The sequence below is a fragment of the Methylobacterium sp. BE186 genome (assembly GCF_031457035.1).
GTDB classification, from domain to species: Bacteria; Pseudomonadota; Alphaproteobacteria; order Rhizobiales; family Beijerinckiaceae; genus Methylobacterium; species Methylobacterium segetis.
Genome location: NZ_JAVDVV010000001.1, coordinates 326,218 through 349,034 on the forward strand (window position 1 = coordinate 326,218; position 22,817 = coordinate 349,034).

The 22,817-nt window shown below is 71.5% G+C and carries 22 protein-coding genes; 8 read left to right on the top strand and 14 right to left on the bottom strand.

The genetic code is table 11. From position 1 onward, the window contains the following. The first annotated feature begins 196 nt into the window (after positions 1-196). A complete protein-coding gene (gene oxlT, locus J2X36_RS01555) occupies positions 197-1,492 on the top strand; it encodes an oxalate/formate MFS antiporter (RefSeq protein WP_132252436.1) in 1,296 nt (431 codons plus the stop codon). An 80-nt stretch (positions 1,493-1,572) separates the two neighbouring features. On the opposite strand, the gene J2X36_RS01560 is transcribed toward oxlT, so the two are convergent. Then, entirely contained in the window at positions 1,573-2,082 is a 510-nt protein-coding gene (locus tag J2X36_RS01560) for an OsmC family protein (RefSeq protein WP_132252438.1), read from the bottom strand. 72 nt (positions 2,083-2,154) lie between these two features. Next, on the bottom strand, positions 2,155-2,922 hold the full coding sequence (locus tag J2X36_RS01565; RefSeq protein ID WP_310345256.1) for an ABC transporter ATP-binding protein: 768 nt from the start codon (positions 2,920-2,922) through the stop codon (positions 2,155-2,157). A gap of 168 nt (positions 2,923-3,090) precedes the next feature. On the opposite strand from J2X36_RS01565, the gene J2X36_RS01570 reads away from it, so the two are divergent. Further along, on the top strand, positions 3,091-3,267 hold the full coding sequence (locus J2X36_RS01570) for a hypothetical protein (protein ID WP_310345259.1): 177 nt from the start codon (positions 3,091-3,093) through the stop codon (positions 3,265-3,267). A 6-nt stretch (positions 3,268-3,273) separates the two neighbouring features. Here J2X36_RS01570 and J2X36_RS01575 read toward each other — a convergent pair whose 3' ends face one another. Both J2X36_RS01575 and J2X36_RS01580 read right to left on the bottom strand, forming a co-directional pair. Further along, positions 3,274-4,122, bottom strand: a complete 849-nt coding sequence (locus J2X36_RS01575) for an ABC transporter permease (protein ID WP_310345261.1) — start codon at positions 4,120-4,122, stop codon at positions 3,274-3,276. A 41-nt stretch (positions 4,123-4,163) separates the two neighbouring features. Then, positions 4,164-5,150 carry an aliphatic sulfonate ABC transporter substrate-binding protein gene (locus J2X36_RS01580; RefSeq protein WP_405029707.1) on the bottom strand — a complete coding sequence of 329 codons (987 nt, stop codon included), beginning with the start codon at positions 5,148-5,150 and terminating at the stop codon, positions 4,164-4,166. A 194-nt stretch (positions 5,151-5,344) separates the two neighbouring features. Between J2X36_RS01580 and J2X36_RS01585 the strand changes: the two genes are divergently transcribed. After that, a complete protein-coding gene (locus J2X36_RS01585; RefSeq protein ID WP_310345264.1) occupies positions 5,345-8,137 on the top strand; it encodes a [protein-PII] uridylyltransferase in 2,793 nt (930 codons plus the stop codon). A gap of 81 nt (positions 8,138-8,218) precedes the next feature. After that, on the top strand, positions 8,219-8,833 hold the full coding sequence (gene grpE, locus J2X36_RS01590; RefSeq protein ID WP_132252447.1) for a nucleotide exchange factor GrpE: 615 nt from the start codon (positions 8,219-8,221) through the stop codon (positions 8,831-8,833). 22 nt (positions 8,834-8,855) lie between these two features. Here the strand turns inward: grpE and J2X36_RS01595 are convergent, their stop codons facing one another. The 4 genes from J2X36_RS01595 to J2X36_RS01610 all read right to left on the bottom strand — a co-directional run bounded on the left by J2X36_RS01595 (position 8,856) and on the right by J2X36_RS01610 (position 10,585). After that, positions 8,856-9,248 (bottom strand): hypothetical protein, encoded by a 393-nt coding sequence (locus J2X36_RS01595; RefSeq protein ID WP_310345268.1) that lies wholly within the window; start codon positions 9,246-9,248, stop codon positions 8,856-8,858. 98 nt (positions 9,249-9,346) lie between these two features. Then, a complete protein-coding gene (locus J2X36_RS01600; RefSeq protein ID WP_132252450.1) occupies positions 9,347-10,099 on the bottom strand; it encodes an outer membrane protein in 753 nt (250 codons plus the stop codon). 37 nt (positions 10,100-10,136) lie between these two features. Next, positions 10,137-10,280 (bottom strand): hypothetical protein, encoded by a 144-nt coding sequence (locus J2X36_RS01605; RefSeq protein ID WP_310345272.1) that lies wholly within the window; start codon positions 10,278-10,280, stop codon positions 10,137-10,139. Continuing rightward, positions 10,277-10,585: a hypothetical protein gene (locus J2X36_RS01610; protein WP_310345276.1), complete on the bottom strand. Its 309-nt coding sequence runs from the start codon at positions 10,583-10,585 to the stop codon at positions 10,277-10,279. The genes J2X36_RS01605 and J2X36_RS01610 overlap by 4 nt, the downstream gene beginning before the upstream one ends. A gap of 141 nt (positions 10,586-10,726) precedes the next feature. Here J2X36_RS01610 and J2X36_RS01615 point away from each other — a divergent pair, with 141 nt between their 5' ends. Continuing rightward, the gene (locus J2X36_RS01615; protein ID WP_310345279.1) at positions 10,727-11,566 is read left to right on the top strand and encodes a DUF6502 family protein; all 840 of its coding nucleotides are present in this window, start codon (positions 10,727-10,729) and stop codon (positions 11,564-11,566) included. A gap of 11 nt (positions 11,567-11,577) precedes the next feature. Next, entirely contained in the window at positions 11,578-12,927 is a 1,350-nt protein-coding gene (locus tag J2X36_RS01620) for a DUF5666 domain-containing protein (protein WP_310345281.1), read from the top strand. A gap of 18 nt (positions 12,928-12,945) precedes the next feature. Here J2X36_RS01620 and J2X36_RS01625 read toward each other — a convergent pair whose 3' ends face one another. From J2X36_RS01625 to J2X36_RS01650, 6 genes are all read right to left on the bottom strand, one after another. After that, positions 12,946-14,304: a hybrid sensor histidine kinase/response regulator gene (locus J2X36_RS01625; protein ID WP_310345284.1), complete on the bottom strand. Its 1,359-nt coding sequence runs from the start codon at positions 14,302-14,304 to the stop codon at positions 12,946-12,948. Positions 14,305-14,309: 5 nt separating this feature from the next. Beyond that, positions 14,310-15,497, bottom strand: a complete 1,188-nt coding sequence (locus J2X36_RS01630) for an FIST N-terminal domain-containing protein (protein ID WP_310345287.1) — start codon at positions 15,495-15,497, stop codon at positions 14,310-14,312. 146 nt (positions 15,498-15,643) lie between these two features. Continuing rightward, positions 15,644-16,621 carry an FAD:protein FMN transferase gene (locus J2X36_RS01635; RefSeq protein WP_310345289.1) on the bottom strand — a complete coding sequence of 326 codons (978 nt, stop codon included), beginning with the start codon at positions 16,619-16,621 and terminating at the stop codon, positions 15,644-15,646. Then, positions 16,618-18,876 (bottom strand): 4Fe-4S binding protein, encoded by a 2,259-nt coding sequence (locus J2X36_RS01640; RefSeq protein ID WP_310345293.1) that lies wholly within the window; start codon positions 18,874-18,876, stop codon positions 16,618-16,620. The genes J2X36_RS01635 and J2X36_RS01640 overlap by 4 nt, the downstream gene beginning before the upstream one ends. Beyond that, the gene (locus tag J2X36_RS01645; protein WP_310345296.1) at positions 18,873-19,889 is read right to left on the bottom strand and encodes a YVTN family beta-propeller repeat protein; all 1,017 of its coding nucleotides are present in this window, start codon (positions 19,887-19,889) and stop codon (positions 18,873-18,875) included. Before J2X36_RS01645 ends, J2X36_RS01640 begins: the two co-directional genes overlap by 4 nt. 17 nt (positions 19,890-19,906) lie before the next feature. Continuing rightward, positions 19,907-21,142 (bottom strand): ABC transporter substrate-binding protein, encoded by a 1,236-nt coding sequence (locus J2X36_RS01650; protein WP_405029712.1) that lies wholly within the window; start codon positions 21,140-21,142, stop codon positions 19,907-19,909. A gap of 179 nt (positions 21,143-21,321) precedes the next feature. Here J2X36_RS01650 and pedF point away from each other — a divergent pair, with 179 nt between their 5' ends. Both pedF and J2X36_RS01660 read left to right on the top strand, forming a co-directional pair. Beyond that, positions 21,322-21,750 carry a cytochrome c-550 PedF gene (gene pedF, locus J2X36_RS01655; protein ID WP_310345301.1) on the top strand — a complete coding sequence of 143 codons (429 nt, stop codon included), beginning with the start codon at positions 21,322-21,324 and terminating at the stop codon, positions 21,748-21,750. Position 21,751: 1 nt separating this feature from the next. Beyond that, the gene (locus J2X36_RS01660; protein ID WP_310345304.1) at positions 21,752-22,606 is read left to right on the top strand and encodes a transporter substrate-binding domain-containing protein; all 855 of its coding nucleotides are present in this window, start codon (positions 21,752-21,754) and stop codon (positions 22,604-22,606) included. The last annotated feature ends 211 nt before the right edge of the window (positions 22,607-22,817 follow it).

Genomic DNA, 22,817 nt, shown 5'->3' on the forward strand with positions numbered 1-22,817 from the left:
CAATCCGGGACGTCCTCGCCCGTTGTGACATCGCTCTCATCCTCGCGACGCTCGGACGTCTCCCGACAAAAACTGTCCAAGCCTCATTCCAGCAGCGGCGGGTGCCCGAGAGCCGCCCCGCCCCGTGCCGGGGGCGCCGCCACGGCATCCCTCTGGCACGGACGTTGCTAACGGTTACATCTGCAAGGAGCGTATAATGGATACAACAACAAACTCATCCCGCCGGTGGATACAACTTCTGCTTGGACTAATCGTCATGATGACGATCTCCAGTCCGCAATATGTCTGGACCCTGTTCGTCAAACCCTTTCAGACGAGCACCGGCGCCTCGCTGGCGGCCGTCCAGGTGACCTTCACCCTGGTGATCGTGCTGCAGACCTTCTTCTCGCCGGTGCAGGGCTGGCTCATCGACCGGTTCAGCCCCAAGCTGATGATCGCGCTGGGCGCCCTTCTCAGCGGGCTCGGCTGGGTCACGGCCTCCTATGCCGAGAGCCTGTTCGCCCTTTACGCCACCTACGGCGTGCTCTGCGGTCTCGGCACCGGCATCGTCTATGTCGGCATCGTCGGCCTGATGGTGCGCTGGTTCCCCGATCGCCGTGGCTTCGCCGTGGGCGTCGTCGCCGCCGGTTACGGCATGGGCGCGATGATCACGACCTTCCCGATCACCAACCTGATGGCCGCGACAGACTTCCGCCACACCCTGCTCGTGTTCGGCCTCGTCCTCGCGGCCGTCGGCCTCGTCGCGGCGCTCGGCCTGCGCGCACCGCGGCCCGGCGAGATGCAGGCGCTGCCGGACACGAAGGTGATCTCGGCGGCCGGGGACACGGCCCCGAAGGCGATGCTGCGCACGCCGCTGTTCTGGCTGATGTTCGGCATGATGGCGATGATGTCGACGGGCGGCCTGATGGTGGTCGCGAACTTCGCCAACTTCGCGCGTGAGTTCGGCGTGGCGGACGAGACGCTGGTCTTCTTCGGCGTCGCCTTCGCGGCGCTGCCCTTCGCGCTCACCTTCGACCGCGTCACGAACGGCCTGACCCGGCCCTTCTTCGGCTGGGTCTCGGACCATATCGGCCGCGAGAACACGATGGCGATCGCCTTCGCGCTCGAGGCCTGCGCGATCTGCCTGCTGCTCTACTACCGGCAGAACGCCTACGCCTTCGCCCTCCTCTCCGGCCTCGTGTTCTTCGCCTGGGGTGAGATCTTCTCGCTCTTCCCCTCGATCCTCACCGACACGTTCGGGACCAAGCACGCGACCACGAATTACGGCTTCCTCTACATGGCCCAGGGCGTCGGCTCGCTGCTCGGCGGCCCGGTCGCGGCGCTCATCCACGACTCGGCGGGCAATTGGGTTCCCGTGTTCGGCATCGCCATCGCCCTCGATCTGCTGACGGCGATCCTGGCCTTCTTCGTTCTGAAGCCGATGCGCAGGACGTGGCTCGGCGTCGCGAGACCGGCCGAGGGCGCGGCGATCGCGAAGCCGGCGATGGTCTGAGGGCCGAGGCGCGGCCCGGGAAGTGAAGGGGCGGGATGCCGTGCATCCCGCCCCTTTTTTTCGTCCGGCCTCGAAGCCGGTCAGGCCTTGCCCGCGCTCACGGCCAGTTCCGGCCGGTGGTTCAGGGTCTGGAAGACCACGCAGTAGCGCTCCGTCAGCTTGAGGAGCTGGTCGAGCTTCTCCTGCGGCGCGTCGGTGTCGAGGTGGAAGGCGAGGCGGATCGCGCGGAAGCCCACCGGCGCCTCCTTGTCGACGCCGAGCGTCCCGCGGAAGTCGAGGTCGCCCTCCGCCGAGACGGTGCCGGCGCGCAGCGGGATTTCCAGGGCGGTCGCGACGGCCTTCAGGGTCACGCCCGCGCAGGCGACGAGCGCCTCGAGCAGCATGTCGCCCGAGCACAGCTCCGCGCCCGAGCCTCCGGTCGCCGGGTGCAGGCCCGCGACGGCCAGCGCGCGGCCCGTCTCGACTTTGCAGGCGATGCTGCTGTCGTCGAGCGATCCCTTCGCCTTCAGCGTGATGACCGCGGAATCGGGCGTGCTGCGGTACTGATCCTTCAGGGGGGCCTGGAGGGCGCGCAGGGCGGTGGCGTCCATGGATGTTTCCTCGTTCTGGTCGACCAAGGCCCGCGGTCTAGCCTGCCCGGGTCCGCTCGACCAGCGGGTGCGCTACCACCAGTTCGCGTTCTGCGGGGCCGCCTCGGCCGGGCGCAGGGAGCGGTCGAGGGCCGCGAGGATCTTCCGCGTGGCCGCCTCGCTCTGGGGGGCTGCCGGCTCCCGCGGCCGCGGGAGCGGCAAGGGGACCATATCGTCGAGGCGGCCGGGCTTCGGACGCATCACCACGGCCCGGTCGGCCAGGGCCACGGCCTCGCCGACGTCGTGGGTGACGATGAGCACCGTCGGCCGCACCTCCTCCCAGAGAGCAAGGAGGTGCCGGTGCAGGTCGCGCCGGGTGAAGGCGTCGAGTGCCGAGAACGGCTCGTCGAGGAGGAGCACCCGCGGGTTCGCCACGAAGGCGCGGGCGATCGAGACCCGCTGCTGCTGTCCGCCCGAGAGCTCCCGCGGCCAGCGGCCCGCATGCTCGGCAAGCCCCACCCGCTCCAGCGCGTGCGCGACCCTGGCCCGCCGCTCGCCACCCGTCAGGTGTGCGAGGCCGAAGCCGACATTGTCGGAGACGCTGAGCCAGGGCAGGAGGCGCGGCTCCTGGAAGACGAGGCCGACGCCCGGATGCGGAGCCGTGATCGCCTCGCCGTCGAGGCGGATCTGCCCCGCGCTCGCCCGGTCGAGGCCGGCCACGAGCCGCAGGAGCGTGGTCTTGCCGCAGCCCGAGCCGCCGATCAGAGCGACGATCTCGCCGGCCGGCACCTCGAGGTCGATGTTCGCGAGGGCTTGGGTGCCGTCGGCGTAGGTCTTGGACAGATCCGCAATGGTCAGCACGGGCGCGCTCCGCACGTCGCGGGCCGGGGGCGGTTCGTTCTCCGTGACATTTGCATGAAACGAAATGTTTCTCGGCGCATTGTCCTCCTCGGGCGGCCATGGGCCGCGCCTCGGCCCATCGAGCGAGAGCGGCTGCGGGAAAGGCGCGTCGCGGGAGACGGTTTCAGCATGTTCCGGAGCGATCTCAACCCACCCCATGCCGGTCCCGAGTCGGACCCGGTGCTGTACGGGGTCGCGAGGGGGCTCGCAGAGCTGTTTCCGCCGGTCGAGACGACCCGTCCGCAGCGGCGGGAGCCGCACACCTCCTCCGAACGCGACGAGGAGCGGGACGAAGCCGAAGGCTGAGCCCGGTCAGAGGCTGTCACGGGCCGTGTCCTGCCAGCGCGTCAGGGGCCGGGTCAGCATGACCAGCGTCGCGTCGGCGAGCTTTCCGAGGATCGCGAAGGCGATGATCGCGGCCAGGATCTGGTCCGGCTTGCTGAATTGCTGCCCGTCGACGAGGAGGTAGCCCAGGCCCTCGGAGGCGCCCATCAGCTCGGCCGCCACGACGAACAGGAAGCCGAGGCCGAGGCCCGTGCGCAGCGACACCAGGGTCGCAGGCAGCACGGCCGGCAACAGGATGCGCCGCGCCAGCGCCGTCTTCGAGAGGCGGAAGATCCGGCCCACCTCCACGAGCTTGCGGTCGACCGAGGCGATGGCGCCGGCGACGCCCACGTAGACCGGGAAGAACACGCCGACCGCGATGAGCGCGATCTTGGGCGTCTCCAGGATCCCGAGCCAGAGGATGAACAGGGGCACCCAGGCGAGGGAGGGGACCGCGCGCAGGGCCTGCAGGCTCGGGTCGAGGAGGTGGCGCGCGAAGGGCAGGGTGCCGGTGAGCGCCCCCACCAGGATACCCGCCACGGCCCCGAAGGCGAAGCCGAGAACGACCCGCAGGAGGGTCGCCGTGACGTGGATCCAGAGGTCGCCCGAGGCGGCGAGATCGTAGAGGGCCGCGCCGATCCGACTCGGCGGCGGCAGCAGGCGCCCCTGCGCCAGACCGTAGCGGACCGCCGCCTCCCAGCCGAGCGCCAACGCCAGGGGCAGCGCGAGGCCGACGAGGGTGCGGGCCCCGTGACCGAGGACGGAGGCGCCGCGTCTGCCCGCGGCAGGGGAGATGGGCGCCGCCGCGCCCTCGGAGACCAGGATCTGAGCCGTCATGCGGCTCGCCCTATCACAGGCGGGCGCGAAAGATCAGACGGTCAGGGCTTCCCGCCGGGGTTGAACTGCGGGTCGATCAGCGCGTCGACGGCCGCCGCCACGTTCGTCTCGGCCGGGATCACGCCGGCCTGCTGCAGGGCGAGACCCGCCGCCCGGATCGCCTCCCCTTGCGTCGGGCCGACATTCGGCTGGCTCAGGTCGGTGCGCTCGATCTGGCGGGCGATCACCGGATCGGGCAGCTTCGTCGCCGCGACGAGGGCGCTCCTCAGCGCGTCCGGGTTCGCGATCGCGAAGGCGCGGGCCTGCTCGTAGGCCGCGATCACGGTGCGCACGAGATCCGGGTTCGCCTTGGCGAAATCCTCGCGCACGTCGAGCACGCCCCAGGTGTTGGCGTTGGCGTCGCGGAAGAACAGCACGTCGTCGTTCTCGATCTCGGCCGCCGCCATCATCGGGTCGAGGCCCGCCCAGGCGTCGACGTCGCCGCGGTCGAGCGCCGTGCGGCCGTCCGGGTGCTGCAGGAGGACGAGCTTGGCGTCCTTCTCGGTCAGGCCGGCGCCCTGGAGGGCGCGGATCAGGAAGATGTGGGGGTCGGTCCCGCGGGTCACGGCGACGCGCTTGCCCTTGAGATCGGCGACCTTGGTGATGCCGGTGTCCTTGCGGGTGACGAGCGCGGTCCATTCCGGGCGGGAATAGGCGTAGACGACCTTGATCGGGTTGCCGTTGATGCGCGCGAGGAGCGCGGCGGCACCCGCGGAGGAGCCGAAATCGATCGCCCCGCCGTTGAGGAATTCGAGCGCCTTGTTCGAGCCGAGCGACTGCGTCCAGCGCACCTTGATGCCCTGCGGCTTCAGCGCCTCCTCCAGGAAGCCCTTCTCCTTCAGGACGAGGCTGACGGGGTTGTAGGTCGCCCAGTCGAGGCGGATCTCCTTGACGTCGCCGGCCTGCGAGGCCCGCGGCAGAGAGGCGGCGACGAGGGCGAGGGCACCGAGGGTGCGCACAAAGGTCCTGCGGTCGAGGCGCAGCATCATCCATCTCCCCTGCCGATCGCGCCCGGTACCCTGCGCGTGCGGCAGATCAGCTAGGCAATTCCGTTCGTTTCGTCAAACGAAATTTCCGGGGAGGAGAACGCACTCTGGATTGTGCTCGCCGAGAGAAGAAGCCCACTGTTCCCGCCGTGTTCCGGCCGCTGGCAGCTTCGGCGTAACGTGCTAACGGGAAGGGCATGTTCGACGCTGCCGCCGCCCTGAGCAAAGTCCTCGACAACCTCGATCGCGAGGCCCGCGAGCCGACGAAGCTGCGCGCCATCCTCGTGCCGGAGCTGCGGGCCGTGATCGAGCGCGGCCACAAGGAGGCCGAGAAGCAGCTCCTGCGCGACCGGGACGGCATCGCCTGCGCGCGCGCCCTGTCGAACCTCACGGACGCGGTGGTGCGGGCGATCCACGACGCGGTCGTCTGGCGCCTCTACCCGAACGACAATCCCTCGACCGGCGAGCAACTCGCGGTGGTCGCCACCGGCGGCTACGGCCGGGGCACGATGGCGCCGGGCTCGGACATCGATCTCCTGTTCCTGCTGCCCTACAAGCAGACCGCGTGGTCGGAGAGCGTCGTCGAGGCGATGCTCTACGTGCTCTGGGACCTCAAGCTGAAGGTCGGCCACGCCACGCGCTCGGTGGAGGAGTGCCTGCGCGAGGGGCGGGCGGACATGACGATCCGCACCGCGCTCCTCGAGGCGCGCTTCCTGTTCGGAGCGCGCAGCCTGTTCGAGGAACTCGTCACCCGCTTCGACGCGGAACTCGTCATGGGCACGGCCCACGAATTCGTCGAGGCGAAGCTGCGCGAGCGCGACGCCCGCGTCGCCAAGGCCGGCGCCTCGCGCTACCTCGTCGAGCCGAACGTCAAGGACGGCAAGGGGGGCCTGCGGGACCTCAACACGCTGTTCTGGATCGCGAAATACACCTACCGGGTGCGCGACCAGGCCGAGCTCGTCGCGGCCGGCCTGTTCACGCCCGAGGAGTTCAGGCTGTTCGAGCGCTGCGACGAGTTCCTGTGGCGGGTGCGCTGCCACATGCACTTCGTCACGGGACGGGCGGAGGAGCGCCTCTCCTTCGGGCTGCAGCCGCGGATCGCGGAGCGGATCGGCTTGGGCGCGCGCGGCGGCCTGTCGGGCGTCGAGCGCTTCATGAAGGCCTACTTCCTGATCGCCAAGGATGTCGGCGACCTCACCGCCATCGTCTGCGCGGAACTGGAGGCGCGCCACGCCAAGCGCACGCCCGTCCTCGACCGCTGGATCGGCCGCTTCCGCGACCGCTTTCGGGCGACCGCCATCGAGGCCGAGGATTTCTGGATCGACCATGGCCGCGTGAACCTGCGGGCCGAGGACGCGTTCGAGCGCGATCCCGTGAACCTGATCCGGCTGTTCTGGCTCGCCGACCGGCACAACCTCGCGATCCACCCCGACGCCAAGCGTCTCGCCAACCGGTCCCTTCGGCTGATCAACCCGACGCTCCGGGCGGACGAGGAGGCGAACCGCCTGTTCCTCGACATCCTGACCTCGAAGAACTCGCCCGAGACCATCCTGCGCCAGATGAACGAGGCGGGCGTGCTCGGCCGCTTCATCCCCGATTTCGGCCGCATCGTCGCGATGATGCAGTTCAACATGTACCACCACTTCACGGTGGACGAGCACCTGCTGCGCACCCTCGGGGTGCTGGCGGCGATCGATTCCGGACGGGCCGAGGAGGAGTTCCCCCTCGTCTCCCGCCTCATCGGCACGATCCACAACCGCACCGCCCTCTACGTCGCGATCCTCCTGCACGACATCGCGAAGGGGCGGCCGGAGGACCACTCGATCGCGGGCGCGGCCATCGCCCAGAAGCTCGGGCCCCGCTTCGGCCTCACCCAGGCCGAGACCGAGATGGTGGCCTGGCTCGTGGAGCATCACCTCCTGATGTCGATGACGGCCCAGAGTCGCGACCTCTCGGACCCGAAGACGATCGAGAAGTTCGCGAGCGTCGTCCAGACGCTGGAGCGCCTGCGCCTTCTCGCCATCCTGACGGTGGCCGACATCACGGCGGTCGGGCCGGGGGTCTGGACCGCCTGGAAGGGCACCCTGATCCGCACCCTCTACGACGAGACCGAGGTGGTGCTCTCGGGCGGCCATTCGGAGATCGCCCGCACGGACCGGGTCCGCCTGATCCAGATGGCGCTGCGTGAGCAGCTCTCCGCCTGGTCCTCGGAGGAGTTCGACGCCTACGCCGCCCGGCACAACCAAGCCTACTGGCTCAAGGTTGAGGCGGTGCGCCAGTTCAAGAACGCGGGCTTCATCAAGCGCCTGACCGGGGAGGGCCGCACGGTCGGCACCGAGGTCGAGACCGATCCGGTCCGCGGCGTCACGGAGCTCACCGTCTACTCGCCGGACCATCCGCGGCTCCTGGCCATCGTCACCGGCGCCTGCGCGGCGGCCGGGGGGAACATCGTGGACGCGCAGATCTTCACGACGACGGACGGCTTCGCCCTCGACTCGATCTTCGTCTCGCGCGCCTTCGAGCGGGACGAGGACGAGTTGCGCCGCGCCAAGCGCATCACCGCGGCGATCGAGCGGGCGCTGAAGGGTGAGATCAAGATCGCCGAGCTCGTGGCCGACAAGCATCCGCCGACGAGCACCCGCGCCAAGACCTTCCCGGTGCCGCCGGACGTGTTCATCGACAACGCCCTGTCGAGCCGGGAGACGGTGGTCGAGATCACCGGCCTCGACCGGCCGGGCCTCCTCTACGAGCTGACGACGGCGCTCAGCCGCCTCTCCCTCAACATCACCTCGGCGCATGTGGCGACCTTCGGCGAGCGGGCGGTCGACGTCTTCTACGTCACGGACCTCACCGGAACCCGGGTGATCCAGCCGGACCGGCAGGCCGCGATCCGCAGCGCCGTGATGGAGGTGTTCGCGGGCGACGTGGCGGCCCTCAAGGCGGAGGGCCTGGAGGCGCTCGTCGCGGCGCCACCGCCGCGGGAGGCGTGAGTCCGGCCGCGGGTTGATTTCGCGGGCGCGCCGCCTGATATCAGCGGCCATCCCTGAATCCTTGGCCACGACAGAATCGCGATGATGAGCAACGACATGGAGCATGACGGCCGGCACGAGGACGCGAACCGGAACGCGGAGCAGGCACCCGAGACCGGCCTCGAGGGGCAGGCCCCGGAGGCGCAGGCCAGTGCGGATGCGGTCGCCGGAATCATCGCCGAGCGGGACGAGCTGAAGGACCGGGTCCTGCGCACGCTCGCCGAAATGGAGAACCTGCGCCGCCGGACCGAGCGCGAGGTGGCCGATGCCCGCACCTACGCGGTGACGAACTTCGCCCGCGACATGCTGAACGTCGCCGACAACGTCCGCCGCGCCATCGAGAGCGTGCCGGCCGAGGCGCGCGCGGCTGCGGAGGGCGCTCTCAAGAGCCTCCTCGACGGCATCGAGCTGACCGAGCGCGACCTCGCCAAGACCCTGGAGCGGCACGGCGTGAAGATCGTCGATCCGCAAGGCCAGCGCTTCGATCCGAACCGGCACCAGGCCATGTTCGAGGTGCCGAACGCCGAGGTGCCGGCGGGCACGGTGGTGCAGGTGGTCCAGTCCGGCTACGTCATCGGCGAGCGCGTGCTGCGTCCCGCCCTCGTCGGAGTGGCCAAGGGCGGGCCGAAGCCGGCTCCGGCGCCCGACGCGGCCTGAGGCGGCCTCAATCGAGGCAGGCTCAATCGAGGCACGGCAGCAGCATCGCCGCGTCCGAGACGAACTTCGCCTTGTCGCGCAGCGCCCGCGGCACGGCCGGGTTGCTGGCCACGAGCCCGGCCTCCGCGTGCAACCGGTCGTGGCAGGCGCAACGCGCAATGTCGCCGGGCGGCGGCGTGCAGGCATCGTGATGCATGCAGGCGACGTCGAGGGCATCGACCGGCGGGTAGGCCGGGCCGCGATTGCCGGGGCCGCAGTAATTGCCGTGGATGAGGAGCGCGCCGCGGCCGGGATCGAGCCGCGGCAGGTCCTGGCCGAGGGCCGGGCCGGCGATCGCCAGCGCGAGGCCGAGCGAGAGGGCCGCCGCGGTGCCGAACCGGCATCCCCGCAGGCGGGCGGGCGTCGAGACGGGCAAGGCTGGTCCTTCCGTGTCCGGAAACGCCCCTCCGCCGCTCAAGATGGGAGCCTTCCGCGCTGCGGCAAGGCTCAGCTTCGCTCCAGAGTTGTGCGAATCTACCAGCGATAGTTGAGGCCGGCGCGGACGACCGCGAAGCCCGGATCCGTGCGGCCAATGCCGTAATAGGCCGGCACGCCCGCATCGTAGACGGTCGCGGAATTCGCCCAGCTGCGGCGCAGATTGACGTAGAGCGCCTCGATCTTGGCCGACCAGCGATCGGTGAAGGCGTATTCGAGGCCACCACCCACCGCGTAGCCGATCCGGCTCGAATCCGGCAGCGTCCCGGTATAGGCGCCGGCATAGCGGGAGCGCCCGCCCCCGCCATAGGCGAAGCCGCCGGTGCCGTAGATCAGCACCCGGTCGAAGGCGTAGCCGACGCGCCCGCGCACCGTGCCGACATAGTCGAGGTTCGGCGCCACGCTGTCATAGGGCGTCGTGCCGAGATAGGCCGCGTCGGCCTTGGCGAAGGCGGTCCCCTGGAAATCGGTCTCCAGGCCGAGCACGAGGCCGGACCCTGGGCTCACCTGATAGGTGTAGCCCGCCTGCACGCCGCCGAGGAAGCCGCCGCGGTCCCGGCTCGACTGCGTGACCGTGCCAGAGGTGGCGTCCTGAAAGGCCGAGGGCGCGCCGCGGAAGCCGTAGCCGGCATTCACGCCGAGGTAGAAGCCCGTCCAGGTAAAGGCGGGCGGGATCGGCAGGGCCGGCGGCGGCGCCTCCCGGCGGGGCAGGTCGGCGGCGGCGGCCCCGGTCAGGCTCGCGGGCAGCAGCACGGCGAGGCTCAGGCAGGCGGCCGGAAGCGTTCTCGGCATCGGATTGTCTCGTCTTGGGGAGGCTGGAAGGTCGTTCTCAGAGCGCCAGCGTCAGAAGGGCGATGATGGCGACGGCGAGGATCAGGCAGATCGCGAGGTCGAGCACCCGGGCGCCGCCGCAGGTGTCGGATTCCTCGCTTCGACACAGGATCGGGATGGCGGAGGCGGCTTGGTCGATCACGGGCGCTGCCGGGGTTCGAGGGTCGCGAGGATCACTTCGCCGGGGCGGAGGCCGCGGGAAGGTGCCGCCGCCCCGCGCGAGGGGGTTGGCGGGGCGGCGGTCTGCATCGTCCCCGAGCGGCCGGCGCGGTGGACCTGATCCGCGAGACCGATTCCGAGGACGGGCAGGGCGAGTGCGGCGAGGCAGAACAGGCCGCGACGAAGGGGGGCAAGGCCGAAGACCGGGGCGTGTGGCGAGCGGGCGGGCGCCGCCAGGATGATCGGCGGTTGCGCTGCGGCTTCGAGGCGGGTCCGGGTCGTATTCATCGGCTCTCGTCCGTGGGAAAATTGACCACGCCGCGAAGTTACGTGTGCAAAATTCCCACGTCAACGCGAAAACGCGCCGGTCAGGTGCGCGACCGCACTCTGTGGGATTGCGTCCCACGGATGGTCCCTTAAGCTGGAGGCATGAGCGAAATCGTCCCGACGTCGCCCGAGGGCGCGAGTCTGCACGCGCCCGTGGCGCGCCTGCTGCGCCCGCTGGTGCGCCTGTTCGTGGCGCGGGGCATCACCTTCCCGGCCCTGACGAACCTGCTGCGCGAGCTCTACGTGAACGTGGCGGAGTACGATTTCGCGCTTCCCGGCAAGGAACAGACGGATAGCCGCGTCAGCCTGCTCACCGGCATCCATCGCAAGGAGGTGCGGCGTCTGCGGGGTGCGGGTGCGCCGGTGAGTGCGGTGCCGGTCGCGGTCTCGCGCACGAGCCGGATCGTCGCCCGCTGGCTCGCCGACCCGACCTTCACCGACCGGGCCGGTCGGCCGCTTCCGCTCCCTCGCGCGGCCGAAGGGGCGGCCCCCTCCTTCGAAGGGCTCGTTGCGGGCGTGACCCGGGATCTGCGCCCCCGCGCGGTGCTCGACGAGTGGCTGGACCGCGGGCTCGCCACGGTGGACGGGGAGGGCCGGATCGTTCTCGCCGAGAGCGCCTACGTGCCCAAGGGGGGCGGCGAGCCGCAACTCTACTATTTCGGCCGCAACCTGCACGATCATATCGCGGCGAGCGTGGCCAACATCGTCGGTGAGGCGCCGCGCTTCCTGGAGCGGGCGGTGCATTACGACGGGCTCTCGGAGGAATTGGCCAAGCGCCTCGAGGCGCGGGCCCGCGAGATCGCGATGGAGGCCCTGCGGCAGGCGAACCGCGAGGCGCATGCCGCCTGCGAGACCGATCCCGGCGGCAGCCACCGCTGGAATTTCGGCCTCTACGTCTATGCCGAGGATGTCCCGGTCGCCGCCTCGGGCGAAACGGCGTGAGAGCGCCCCGCATGCGCGCGCCCGCTCACTCGCGCCGTGGATTCCTGCGCCTCGCCGCGGGGCTCGGCGCCCTCTGGCTGCCCGGCCCGCGTCGCGGGCAGGCGGCGCCCGACGCGCCGATCCGCGACCAGGGCATCGGCGGGACCGGCGCCCGCCCCGGGGACGGGGAGGGCGCCGGCCTCGAGGGCGACCGCGGGATCGGCGGCACCGGCGTCATCGGCACGATCCGCCGGTTCGGCTCGATCATCGTGAACGACCTGCGCATCGCCTACCCGGCGGATGTCGCGGTCCGCATCGACGGGGCGGCGGCGAAGGCCGCGGACCTCAGGATCGGCCACGTGGTGCGCGTCGTCGCTCGGGGGGCGGACGGCCGGCTCTCCACGGGCCGCATCGACGTGACGAGCGAGGTGGTCGGCCCGGTCGAGGCGCTCACCAAGGGCGGCCTGGCCGTGCTGGGGCAAGCCGTCTCGACGGCCGGTCTCGGTACCGATTGGCGCAAGCCCTGGCCGGCCGGGCTCAAGGTCGGCGACCGCGTCGCCGTGAGCGGGCTGCGGCGTCCGGACGGGACGATCGTGGCGAGCCTCGTCGAGCCGCGGACGGGCGGCGCCGCTCGGGTCGCCGGCCCGGTGCGGAGGGACAAGGACGGGACGCCGGTGATCGGCCGGCTGCGCCTCGCCTCCCTCGATCCCGGTCTCGTCGGCCGCCGCGTCTCGGTCACGGGCGAGCCGGGTCCCTCCGGGCTCACGGTCGCGAGCGTCGAGGAGGCGGGGGTGAACCTCGGCCCCGGCCTGCGGCGGGTCTCGATCGAGGCCTATATCGGTCGCCGCGGCGACCGGCTCGCCCTCGGCTCCGGCATCGACGTGGCGGGGTCCCCGAGCGCCGCGGTGCCGCGCCGGGGCAGCGTACGGGCCGTCCTGACCACGGACATCGCCCGCGACGGCCGACTCACGGTCGAGCGCCTTCGCGTCGACGAGCGCGCCGCGCCCGCTCCCGCGCCCGAGCGGCAGCCGGGTGCGCCGGGGCGTCTCGATCGCCTGCCCGACCGGCTCGACCTCCGGAACGGCCTTCCCGGACACGGGGGGCCGGACGGGTTCGGCCGCTCCGGGAGCGGTCCGGGCGGTCCCGGCAATTTCGGCGGCGGTGCCGGATCGCGCGGGCTCGACATCGATACGCGCCCGTTCCAGGGGGACCGGCCGGGCGGTCTCGGCGGCTTCGGGGCGGGGCCCGGCGGCGGGCCGGGAGGACTCGGCGGTGCGGGAGATGCGCTGCGCGGGGGCGGTCCGGCCGGTCTCGGCGGCCCGGGCGGATTGGGCGGGCCCGGCGGGCTCGGAGGTCCGGGCGGGTTCGGCGGGCGCCGCTGAGCGGTACCCCGCCCTCCCTCAGGTCAGCATGTAGGTGAGCAGCGAGCGGAGCTGCGCCGGCTTGATCGGCTTGTGCACGAGTTCCGCGCCGATGCCCGCCACCTCGCACTCGATCTCGGGCGAGTAATCCGCCGTGGTGACGATCACGGGCAGCGCCGCCTGGGCGATGTTCCGGAGGTAGGCCGCGACATCGAGGCCGCAGGCACCCTCGTCGAGGTGATAGTCGAGGATGAGGAGGTCGGGCGCGACCGTCCCGGCGGCCACGCCCGCCGCGACGCCGGCCAAGTCGCGATAGGCGCTGACCTCGGCATCCCAGTTCCGCAGCAGGCGCTGGAGCGCGTCCGCCGTCGACTGGTCGTTCTCGACGATGAGGATGCGGGCGCCGGAGAGCCGCGTGGCGATGGGCACGGGGCGCGCCTGCTCGCCCGCCTCCTCCGTCCCGAGCGGCACGGTGAGGCTCATGCGGGTGCCGCGGCCGGGGCGGGAGGCGAGTTCGAGCGGGTGGCCCAGCGCCTGCGCCATGCGGCGCACGATCGAGAGGCCGAGGCCGAGGCCCGGCTCCTCGCCGCGGGTCACGCTCTCGCCGGCGGCCATGCCCTTGCCCCCGCCGCCGCGGTAGAATTCCTCGAAGACGAGGTCGCGCTCGCCCGCGTCGATGCCGCGGCCGGTATCGACCACCTCGATCCGGCAGGCCTCGCCGCGGCGGCGGGCGGCGATCAGCACCCCGCCGCTCTCGCTGTAGCGGATCGCGTTCGAGACGAGGTTCTGCAGGATGCGCTGCAGGAGCACCACGTCGCTCGTCACCACGAGGCCGGACCCGCGCACGGTCAGGCGCAGGCCCTTGCGCTCGGCGAAGGGCTTGAAGCTCGCCACGAGCCCGCCGAACAGGTCGCGCAGGGCGACGGGCTTCAGCACGGGGCGGACGATGCCGGCATCGAGCTTCGAGATGTCGAGGAGGGTCTTGATCAGGTCCTCGATGGTCTGGAGACCGCGCTCGACCTGGCCCGCGATGGCGACCGCGTCCGGCGTCAGCGGAAGGTCGGTCAGGGCCGAGACCGAGAGGCGGGCCGCGTTGAGGGGCTGCAGGAGGTCGTGGCTCGCCGCCGCCAGGAAGCGGGTCTTCGAGCGGTTGGCGGTCTCCGCCTCCTCCTTGGCCGCCACCAGCGCCTCGTTCGAGCGTTCGAGCCGCCGCATCAGGCCCGTCAGCTCCTCGGTCCGCGAGCGGACGCGCCCCTCCAGCATGATCGCGGTCTGGAACAGGGAATAGGCGCCGCCCTGCTGGTCCATGCTGCGCTCGACATGGGCCATCAGCGCCGCGTTGATGCGCTCCAGCTTCTCGATGCGCCGCAGGAGCCCCTCGTCCGCGGCACTGGCCATCGCGATCATGGGAGAAGGGAGGCCGGCTCCGGCACGCAGCGGCCGATGGCGATGCCCGTGAAGGTCTGGTTGAGGTGCATCGAGCGGTACTGCTCGCCGTAGGTCTCGAAGCCGACGACGTTGTAGCGCCGGTAGAGGTCGGCGATGCCGTGACGAACCTGACGGCTCTCGGCGTCGAGCCGGCGCAGGATGCACTCGAAGCCGATCACGAGGTCGATGCCGCCGAGCGCCTCGTCGAGGCGGGACAGCTCGGCCCAGGTCGACGCCACGATGTCGCGCGGCTGGGCGAGCGTGAGCACCACCCCCTCGTCGATGGCGCAGAAGAAGCTCAGCGAGCCGTCCGCGTTCATGCGCCGGATCGAGCGGCAGAAATACTCGCCGCCGATCTTCACTGCGAGCGGATAGGCGGCGAAGCTCATCGGCGAGAGGCGCTCCGGGTCGAGCCCCACCGCCATCGCGTATTCGCGGGCCGCCGGCTCCGCGTTGAGCTCGTGGACGATGCGCTTCTCGTCGTCGGAGGCCGTCACGACGAATTTGGTCCCGGTCGGCTCGAAATTGTCGCTCTTGAAGATCTGGACCGGGAATTCTGTCTCTACGAGGATCACGACGGCGGCGTTGCGGTGGATCGAGCCGTCGTGCAGCAGCACCGTGTCGCGGAAGGTGAGGTCGTCGCCCGCCGAGCCGCCGACGAGGGGGATCCCGTCGAGCGCCCAGCCGATCGCCGAGACCACCGTCTCCTCGGCGTTGGCGAGCCCATCGATCAGCGAGAGCGCGAAGCGGTGGTCGGGCGCCTCCTCGGTGCCGCCGGCCTCGAGGGTGCGACGGAGCGCCCGGACGGCGCCGGCCGTGCGCTCGACGTCGAGATGATCGATCGCGTCGAGGAGCGCCGAGACGATGCGGAAGCCCGCGCGCGGAAAGGCGATCGCGACGAGGCCGCGATCGAGCCCGCCCGCGGGCGAGAAGCCTCCGGACATGGTGCAGCCGCTCACCGCCGTGCCCGGTAGACGCTCGCGGAACGCCCGGTTCAACTCGTCCGGATCGTAATCGGGTGAGAAGAACGCCACGATCTGCACGGGGTCGGCGTCGCCGACGGCCTCGGCGATCTCGGCCACCGCCTCGCTCGCCCGCGCCGCCTCGGTCCACGCCGTCCGGATCCCGCACAGATGCGCGCGCATCTGCGTGCCCTGTCCCACGTCCCGCTCCCGTCGATCTGCCGGGCTCGTGGGCCCGTGTCTTTGACGTGAGTATGTCGGGCGCGATGGACCGGCGCAACTGGACACGTTCGCCCGGTCTCCGCGGCTCCGGACCGGCAGGAGGATTTCGGACGACCGGCGTTCGATCACCCCTTCGCGACGGTGCGCATCGCGCAGCCGGGATGCTGCGCCACGAGGTCGCGGCCGCGCGCCTCGCCGAGCACCATCGCCGCCGTCGAGAGCCCGTCCGCGAGGAGGCCGGTCGGCGCAGTCACCGTGACCGAGGCGAGGGTGCGGGGCGAGAGGCCGGTGGCCGGATCGAAGATGTGGTGGTCGGCGTGGTCGGGCGAGAAGCTCGTCGCATAGTCGCCCGATGTCGAGGCGAAACCGGAAAACGGCGCGATCACCTCGGAAACCCGGGCGGGTTCGCGCGGGTCGGCGATACCGAGTCGCCAGGGCGTGCCGTCGGGATGCGCGCCCGTCGCGCCGAACTCGCCGGTGTCGACGAAGGCGTCCCGGATGCCCCGCGCTTCCAGCACCGCCATGACCCGGTCGGCCGCGAAACCCTGCACGACGCCGTTGAGGGTCAGCCCCATCCCGGCGGGCAGCCGGATCTCGCCCTCAGCCACGCGGACGCGGGCCCAGCCGACCCGGCCGAGCGTCTCTCGCAGGGCCGTCTCGCCGGGCCGCCCGCCGCGGGCGGTGGCCTCCGCCCACAGGGTCCAGAGCGGCTGCACCGTCGGGTCGAAGGCGCCCCCCGTCTCGGCCGCGAGGTTGAGGGCGAAGCGCAGGGGCGCGAGGAGGAGCGGATCGGGCCGCTCCAGCACGCCGTCCCGGTTGAGGCGCGAGAGGGCGCTGTCCGGCCGGAACAGGCTCGCGGCGGCCTCGACAGCCCGGACCGCGCGGAACGCCTCGGTCAGGGCGGCCTCCGCCTGCGCGCCGTCCGCGGCGGCGACCGTGACCGAGACGGTGGTGCCGAAGGCGAGGCCCGCGCGGGTGTGGGCTGCCAGCCCCCGCGCGCGGGCGAGCGTCCGGAAGGCGCCGGTGCCGAGGCTGGCGGCCGCGATGGCGCCCGCCGCGCCGAGGAGCAGCCGGCGCCGTGGGGGGAAGCGCCGCGCCGTCATTCCGCCGCCACCGGTTGCGGAAGGATCCGCCGGCCGCGCTTGCGCGCCACCACCTGCGGCACGCACTGGGCCGGATCGTGGATGATCGTCACGCATTCCATGCATTGGAAGCACTCGGGATAGTCGATGCGGCCGGAGGGCTCGATGGCGCCGTAGCGGCAGCGCACCTTGCAGAGCTGGCAGGGGCTGCCGCACTCGGACCGCCGCGGGATCCAGTCGAACAGGCGCAGGCGCCCGCCGAGAGCGAGGCTCGCCCCGAGCGGGCAGAGATAGCGGCAGAATCCCTTGTAGACGAAGAGGTTGAGGAGGATCAGCCCGGCTGCGTAGGCCACGAACGGCCAGGAGCGGACGAAGTAGAGGGTGATCGCGGTCTTGAAGGGCTCGATCTCGGCGAAGCCGTCGGCCAGCGGCGAGGAGAGCGCCGCGGCTCCGAGGATCGCGGCCAGCACGCCGTACTTCACGAGACGCAGAGCCCGGTCGAGGGCGGGTGGCACCGCGACCTGCCGCAATCCGAGGCGCTTGGCCGGCCAGGCCGCGAGTTCCTGCAGGGCGCCGAAGGGACAGAGCCATCCGCAGAAGGTGCCGCGCCCCCAGACGACGAGGCTCGCCAGCGCGAAGGCCCAGAGGAGGAGCGAGGGCGGATCGTAGAGGAGGAAGCTGAGACTGCCGCTGCCGGTGGCGGCCCGCACGAGGCCGATCAGCGTCACGATCGAGAGCTGAGCCTGCGCGTACCAGCCGATGAACAGGAGCGTGAAGGCCAGGAAGGCGAGGCGGAAGGCCGAGAAGGGACGCTGGTCCGCGACGAGGCCGCGCTGGCGCACTAGGACCGGCACGAGGAGGCCGAGCGAGGCCGCGATGGCGCCGAGCTCCCAGCCTCGCGCCGTCCAGGAATCGATCCAGCTCGGCCCCGCATCCGGCTTCTCGCGGGTGAAGAGGGTATCCGGCAGAGCGTAGCCGATCGCGAAATCGCGCGAGACCTTCTCGGTGAGGATCTGCCCGCGCTCGCGGACGATCCTCTCGGAGAGCGTCCAGGGCCGGCTCGGGTCGAAGCCGGCCTGGGAGGCGATCTTCAGGATGGACCAGGGCCCGGCGGGCAGGCCCGCCATGCCGCCGCCGCGCCGCTCGATCGCCATGTCGCGGGCGTTGATGACGAGGCCCTCCTGCTGGATCGCGATCCGGTCCGGGATCGAGCCGAACACGAAATCCTCGCCCAGCGGGTTGAGGGGGCCGGCGCTGACGACGAGCACGGCGTGGTCGCCCGGGCCCAATTCCCGCATCAGGGCGGAAAAGCGGTTCTCCCCGAGGAGGTTGCGGCCGATCGTCGGCACGTTGAGATAGGCGATCACGAGGTCGGTGAGAGGCGCGTCCGGCGCTCCCTCGGCCTGGCCCTCGACGCTCGTGCCCCGGAAGGCGGCCTCCACCTCGCCGTTCGTCACGACGAAGCGCTTCGCGTAGCCCTGCGCGATGAGATCTTCGAACGACATCGGCGCGTAGATCGCGATCTTCGCCTCGACCTTCAGGCCGACATTCGCGGCGGCCCCGAATCCGAGCTTCCGGCGGGCCACCGCGAGGGAGGCGTTGAGGATCGACTCGTTGATCACCCGGGTCGAGGCGGTCGCCATCGAGATGCCGTCGACGACCGATTGGGGTGCGGCCCCGTTCGCCCGCGCGTTCGAGCGGCCGACCCGGATCGCGCGGCGCGCGGAGAGGCCGACATACTGCTCCACGAAGGCGAAGAGCGGCTCCGAGCCCAATCCCTCGAGGAAGACGGGCTCGTGGTGGGAGAGCACCTTCACGTCCCGGAAACTGCCGTCGGGCGCGAGCGCCACGAGGAGGTTCGGCGGGGTTCCCCCGAAGCCGGGGATCGGCGCGAGGTCGATCGACTCGAAGGCGTAGGCGAAAACCTCGTAGGATCCGGCCTCCTGCTTCAGGATCGGCCAGACCGGCACCGCCTCGTCCCGCTCGCCGACGACGAGGGGCGCTGGGAAGAAGCGCTCGATCCCGGCCCGGTCGAGGCTGCCGGCGCGGGCGGGGAGAGCGAGAAGGAGGAGGCCGAGAAGGGCGAGCCACGCCGGATGAAGCCCGCGACGGGCTCCCTCTCCCGTTCGGGAGAGGGCTGGGGTGAGGGATTCGCCGGATCCGGAAACGCCGCGCGCCTCACCCGGTCCGCCGGCGGGGACTCGACCTCTCTCGAACGGCGGAGGCGAGGCCCGCGCCCGATCGCGCGACGTCGTCGCCGGGAATCCTGCCCTCACGGCGCCGCGCCCGCGGAGCGGTCGCTGCCGCTCGGGCGCACGGCCGCGCTCCAGGGGAAGCGACCGACCTTGATGCTCTTGATCGCCTTCTGGGTGCCGACGTCGATCACCGTGACGTCGCCGGAGACGCCGTTCGTCGTCAGCATCCGGCTCTCGTCCGGCAGGAGCGCGAGATGCCAGACCCGGCGCCCGACGAGGATGTAGTTGAGCACCTTGAAGGTCTTGGCGTCGATCACCGCGACGCGGTCCGAGGGGCCGAGCGCGACGAAGGCGAAGCGCCCATCCCGCGTCAGGGTGATGCCGACCGGCTGGATCCGGTCGCCCGCGATGCCCTTGATCTCGAAGCGGATCGTCTCGATCACCTGCCGGGTCGCCACGTCGATCACCGCGACGCTGCCGCCGATCTCGGAGGAGACCCAGAGCTTGGTGCCGTCGCGGCTGAACTCGGCGTGGCGGGGGCGCTGCTCGACGGCGGTGGCGTCCACCGCCTTCAGGCTCGGCACGTCGATCCAGTGGACCATGTTGGTGGTCTCGGAGGTGGTGATCGCGATCTTCCCGTCCGGGCTCACCGCCATGCCCTCGGGCTCGATCCCGACATCGATCTGGGCCAGCACCTTGCGGGTCTCGGCATCGACCACCGTGGTCGTGGCGTTCTCCTCGTTCGCGATGAACAGCGTCCGGTCGTCGGGGGCGAGGGCGAACTGTTCCGGGTCCTCGCCGGAGGGCAGGTTGTGCAGGAGCCGGCCCGTGTCCGGGTCGATCACCTGCACGGCATCGGAATCGCTCGCGCAGACGTAGAGGCGCCGCCCGTCCCGCGAGAAGGTGACGCCCCGCGGCCGGCGCCCCACGGGGAAGGTGCGCACCACCTCGAGGCTCGTCCCGTCGATCACCGAGACGGTGTTGTCCCGCTCATTCGAGACGAAGATCTCCTCCGCCCCGGCCGGGCTCGTGACGGCCGGTGTCGCGAGGGCCTGGGCCGCGAGGAGGAGCGCGAGGAGGCGGAGCCGGATCATGCGGGGTCTCCCGAGGTTCATCCCGCGCGTCCCCCGAAGGCCCGGCAGGCGCTCTCGGGCTCGTCGAGGCCGAGCGTGTCGAGCTCGGTGCGCTTGTGCAGGAAGCCCTCGACGGGGGCCGCCGCGACGACCGCGCCGGGCCAGAGCAGGAAGAGGGGCTGGCGCAGCTGCCCGTTCCAGGGGCGGAAGCTCAGGGAGCGCCCCTTGAAGCCGCCGACCTCGAAGCGGGGCGAGAGCATCAGGGTCTGGATCGCGGCCGGATCGAGGCTCTTGAGCTTCGCGGCCGCGGTGCCGATTGCGTGGACGGCGAGCCAGCCCGCGTAGTCGATCGGCCGCATCGCCCGCCCCGCAAGCTTGCGGAAGCGGCCCTGCAGCTGCACGGCGGCCCAGGCCTCGACCGCCCGGCCCCAGGCGGCGGGCGACAGGCCCTGCGTGCCGACGACGGGCCGCGGCGCGGCGGTGTTGTAGACGAGGTTCGTGCCGAAGGCGCCCGCCTCGTCGGCCACCGCCACCACGTCGTGGTCCGGGCTCCGCGTGACGAGGGCGAATTCGCGCAGCGCCGAATCGCGGATGTCGGCCCCGTGCACGTCGAAGCGCGCCTCGCCGACGATCCGCGCCCCGAACTTGCGGGCGCTGGCCTTCAGCGCCTCGGCGTAGAGGGCGTCGGCCGGCTCCGTCCCCGAGACGAGGAGGATGCGCCCCCAGCGCTTGAAGACGAGGAACTGCATGAGCGCGTCGGTGAGCATGGCGCGCGAGGGCAGCACGTGCAGGAGCCGCGCCCGGCAGTCGCGGTCGCGCAGGCGCGTGTCGGGGGCGCCGACGTTGAGGAAGACCGTGTCCTTCGCCGCCGGCAGGTCGGCGAGGGCCAGCACGTCCTCGGCCGGCGCGTTGACCACGACGAAGCGGGGGGCGCCGAGCTTGCCGAACGCCTCCGCCAGATCCGCGCCGGGCTCGACGAGGGTGCGCGTCAGCGCGAAGGAGAGGCCGAGGAAGCGGCCCGTCGCGTTCGAGTCCGCCAAGCCCAGTTCCGCGCCGGCCGCGCCCTCGTCGTCGGGGATCGGGTCCTCGTTGTTGAGGGGGCTCGGCCGCTCGATGCGCCGCTCCAGGTAGTGGATCGCGAGCGGCGCCTCCGCGGCCGCGGCCGGGAAGGCGGGGAGGAGAAGCCCGGCGAGGAGGGCGAGGCATGCGGCGGCCCGTGCGGAAGCGGCGTGCCGTCCCGTCGCGCCGTGCCCGCGCTCGCCTCCAGCCCGCATCGCGGCCGATCTCGCTTCCACCCTGGATCGTCTGTTGTCGGGAAACGATAGAGGGCCGGCGCACCCGCCCGATATTGGACCAAGGTGCACAAGGCCGGCGACTTGAAGCTGTACCAAAGCACAATGGGTTCGACGGAAGGGGCTTGCTACCGTCCTTCTCAAGATCAGGAGGAAACGGTATGCGGAAGGTCCCCCGGCTCGCGGGGAGCGCGGCGCTCGCGCTCAGTCTCGTTCTCTCGGCGCAGCACGTTCTTGCCCACGGCGACGTCCAGCCCCAGCCCGTCGACACCACCGGCCTTGAGCCCCTCGGCGACGAGTGGCGCAGCGAGAATCCCTATCGGGGCAACGCCAAGGCCATCGCGATCGGCGATTCCGGCTACAACCAGAACTGCGCGCGCTGCCACGGCCTCCAGGTGGTCTCGGGCGGGCTGGCGCCGGACCTGCGCTACCTCGACAAGGGCCAGGAGGGCGACACCTGGTTCCAGGAGCGCGTGCGCCACGGAGCCCTCATCAACGGCGTCACCAAGATGCCGGCCTTCGAGGGGGTGCTCTCGCAGGAAGCCCTCTGGGCGATCCGCAGCTACATCGAATCGAAGCACGAGGAGTAGGATGCGGCTCGACCTCCGCGCCCTCGCGATCTTGGGTCTGGCCCTCCTCGCCGCGGGGGCGGCGCCGGCGCGCCCCCTCGACGAGGTCGTGGCCTCCGGCACCCTGCGGGTCGCCCTCTACGGCGACAACGCGCCCTTCTCCGAGGAGCGGGCCGGCAAGCCGCGGGGCATCGACGTCGACCTCGCGCGCGCCATCGCCGAAAAGCTCGGCGTGCGCCTCGACCTGCGGATCGTGGATGCGGGCGAGAACATCGACGGCGATTTCCGCCTCAACCTGTGGAAGGGCGACCTCGCGGGCAGCGCGCTCGCGGACCTGATGCTGCACGTCCCCCACGACAAGATGCTCGCCACCCGCAACGAGCAGATTTTCCTCACGATCCCCTACTACGACCAGCACCTCGCCTTCGCCTACCGCAAGGACAAGGTCGAGGGCCTGAAGGGGCTCGCCGACATCGAGGGGCATTCCGTCGCGGTCGAGGGGGCGAGCGCCTCGGACCTCCAGCTGCTGATGGCCGAGGGCGGGCGCCACCGCGGCGCGCTCAAGCACTTCCGCAGCTTCGACGAGGCGGCCAAGGCCTATCTCTCCGGCGAGGCGCCGATCCTGGCGGGCACCCGCTCGTCGATCGAGGCGGCGCTCCGCGAGGGCGGCGCGGCGCCGGGCGAGAACCCGGTCGTCGAGATCGCGATCCCCGGCATGGTGAAGACGCATTGGGACCTCGGCGGCGCCGTGCGCACCGATTCGCGCGATCTCGCCTACGCGGTCGGCGACGCGATCACGGCGCTCACCGCGGAGGGGCGGCTGAAGGCGATCTGCGAGACCTACGGCGTCAGCTTCACGGCGCCGAAGGGCTACTAGGCCGCGCCGGCCCCGGCCAAGGCACCGGCCAAGGCCCCGATTCGGGGGGGTTGATCCGATGAGACGGCCTCCGATCCAAGTCGTTGGGTCGGATGGCGCCGTTTTGGCCGCCGGAAAGTGCGGCGAAACCTGAGAAAGATCTGAGAACTTTCGACTAATGGCCAATAAGCGGCGGCCGTGAGCCGCTCTACGCTCAGGCACAAGGGGCTCC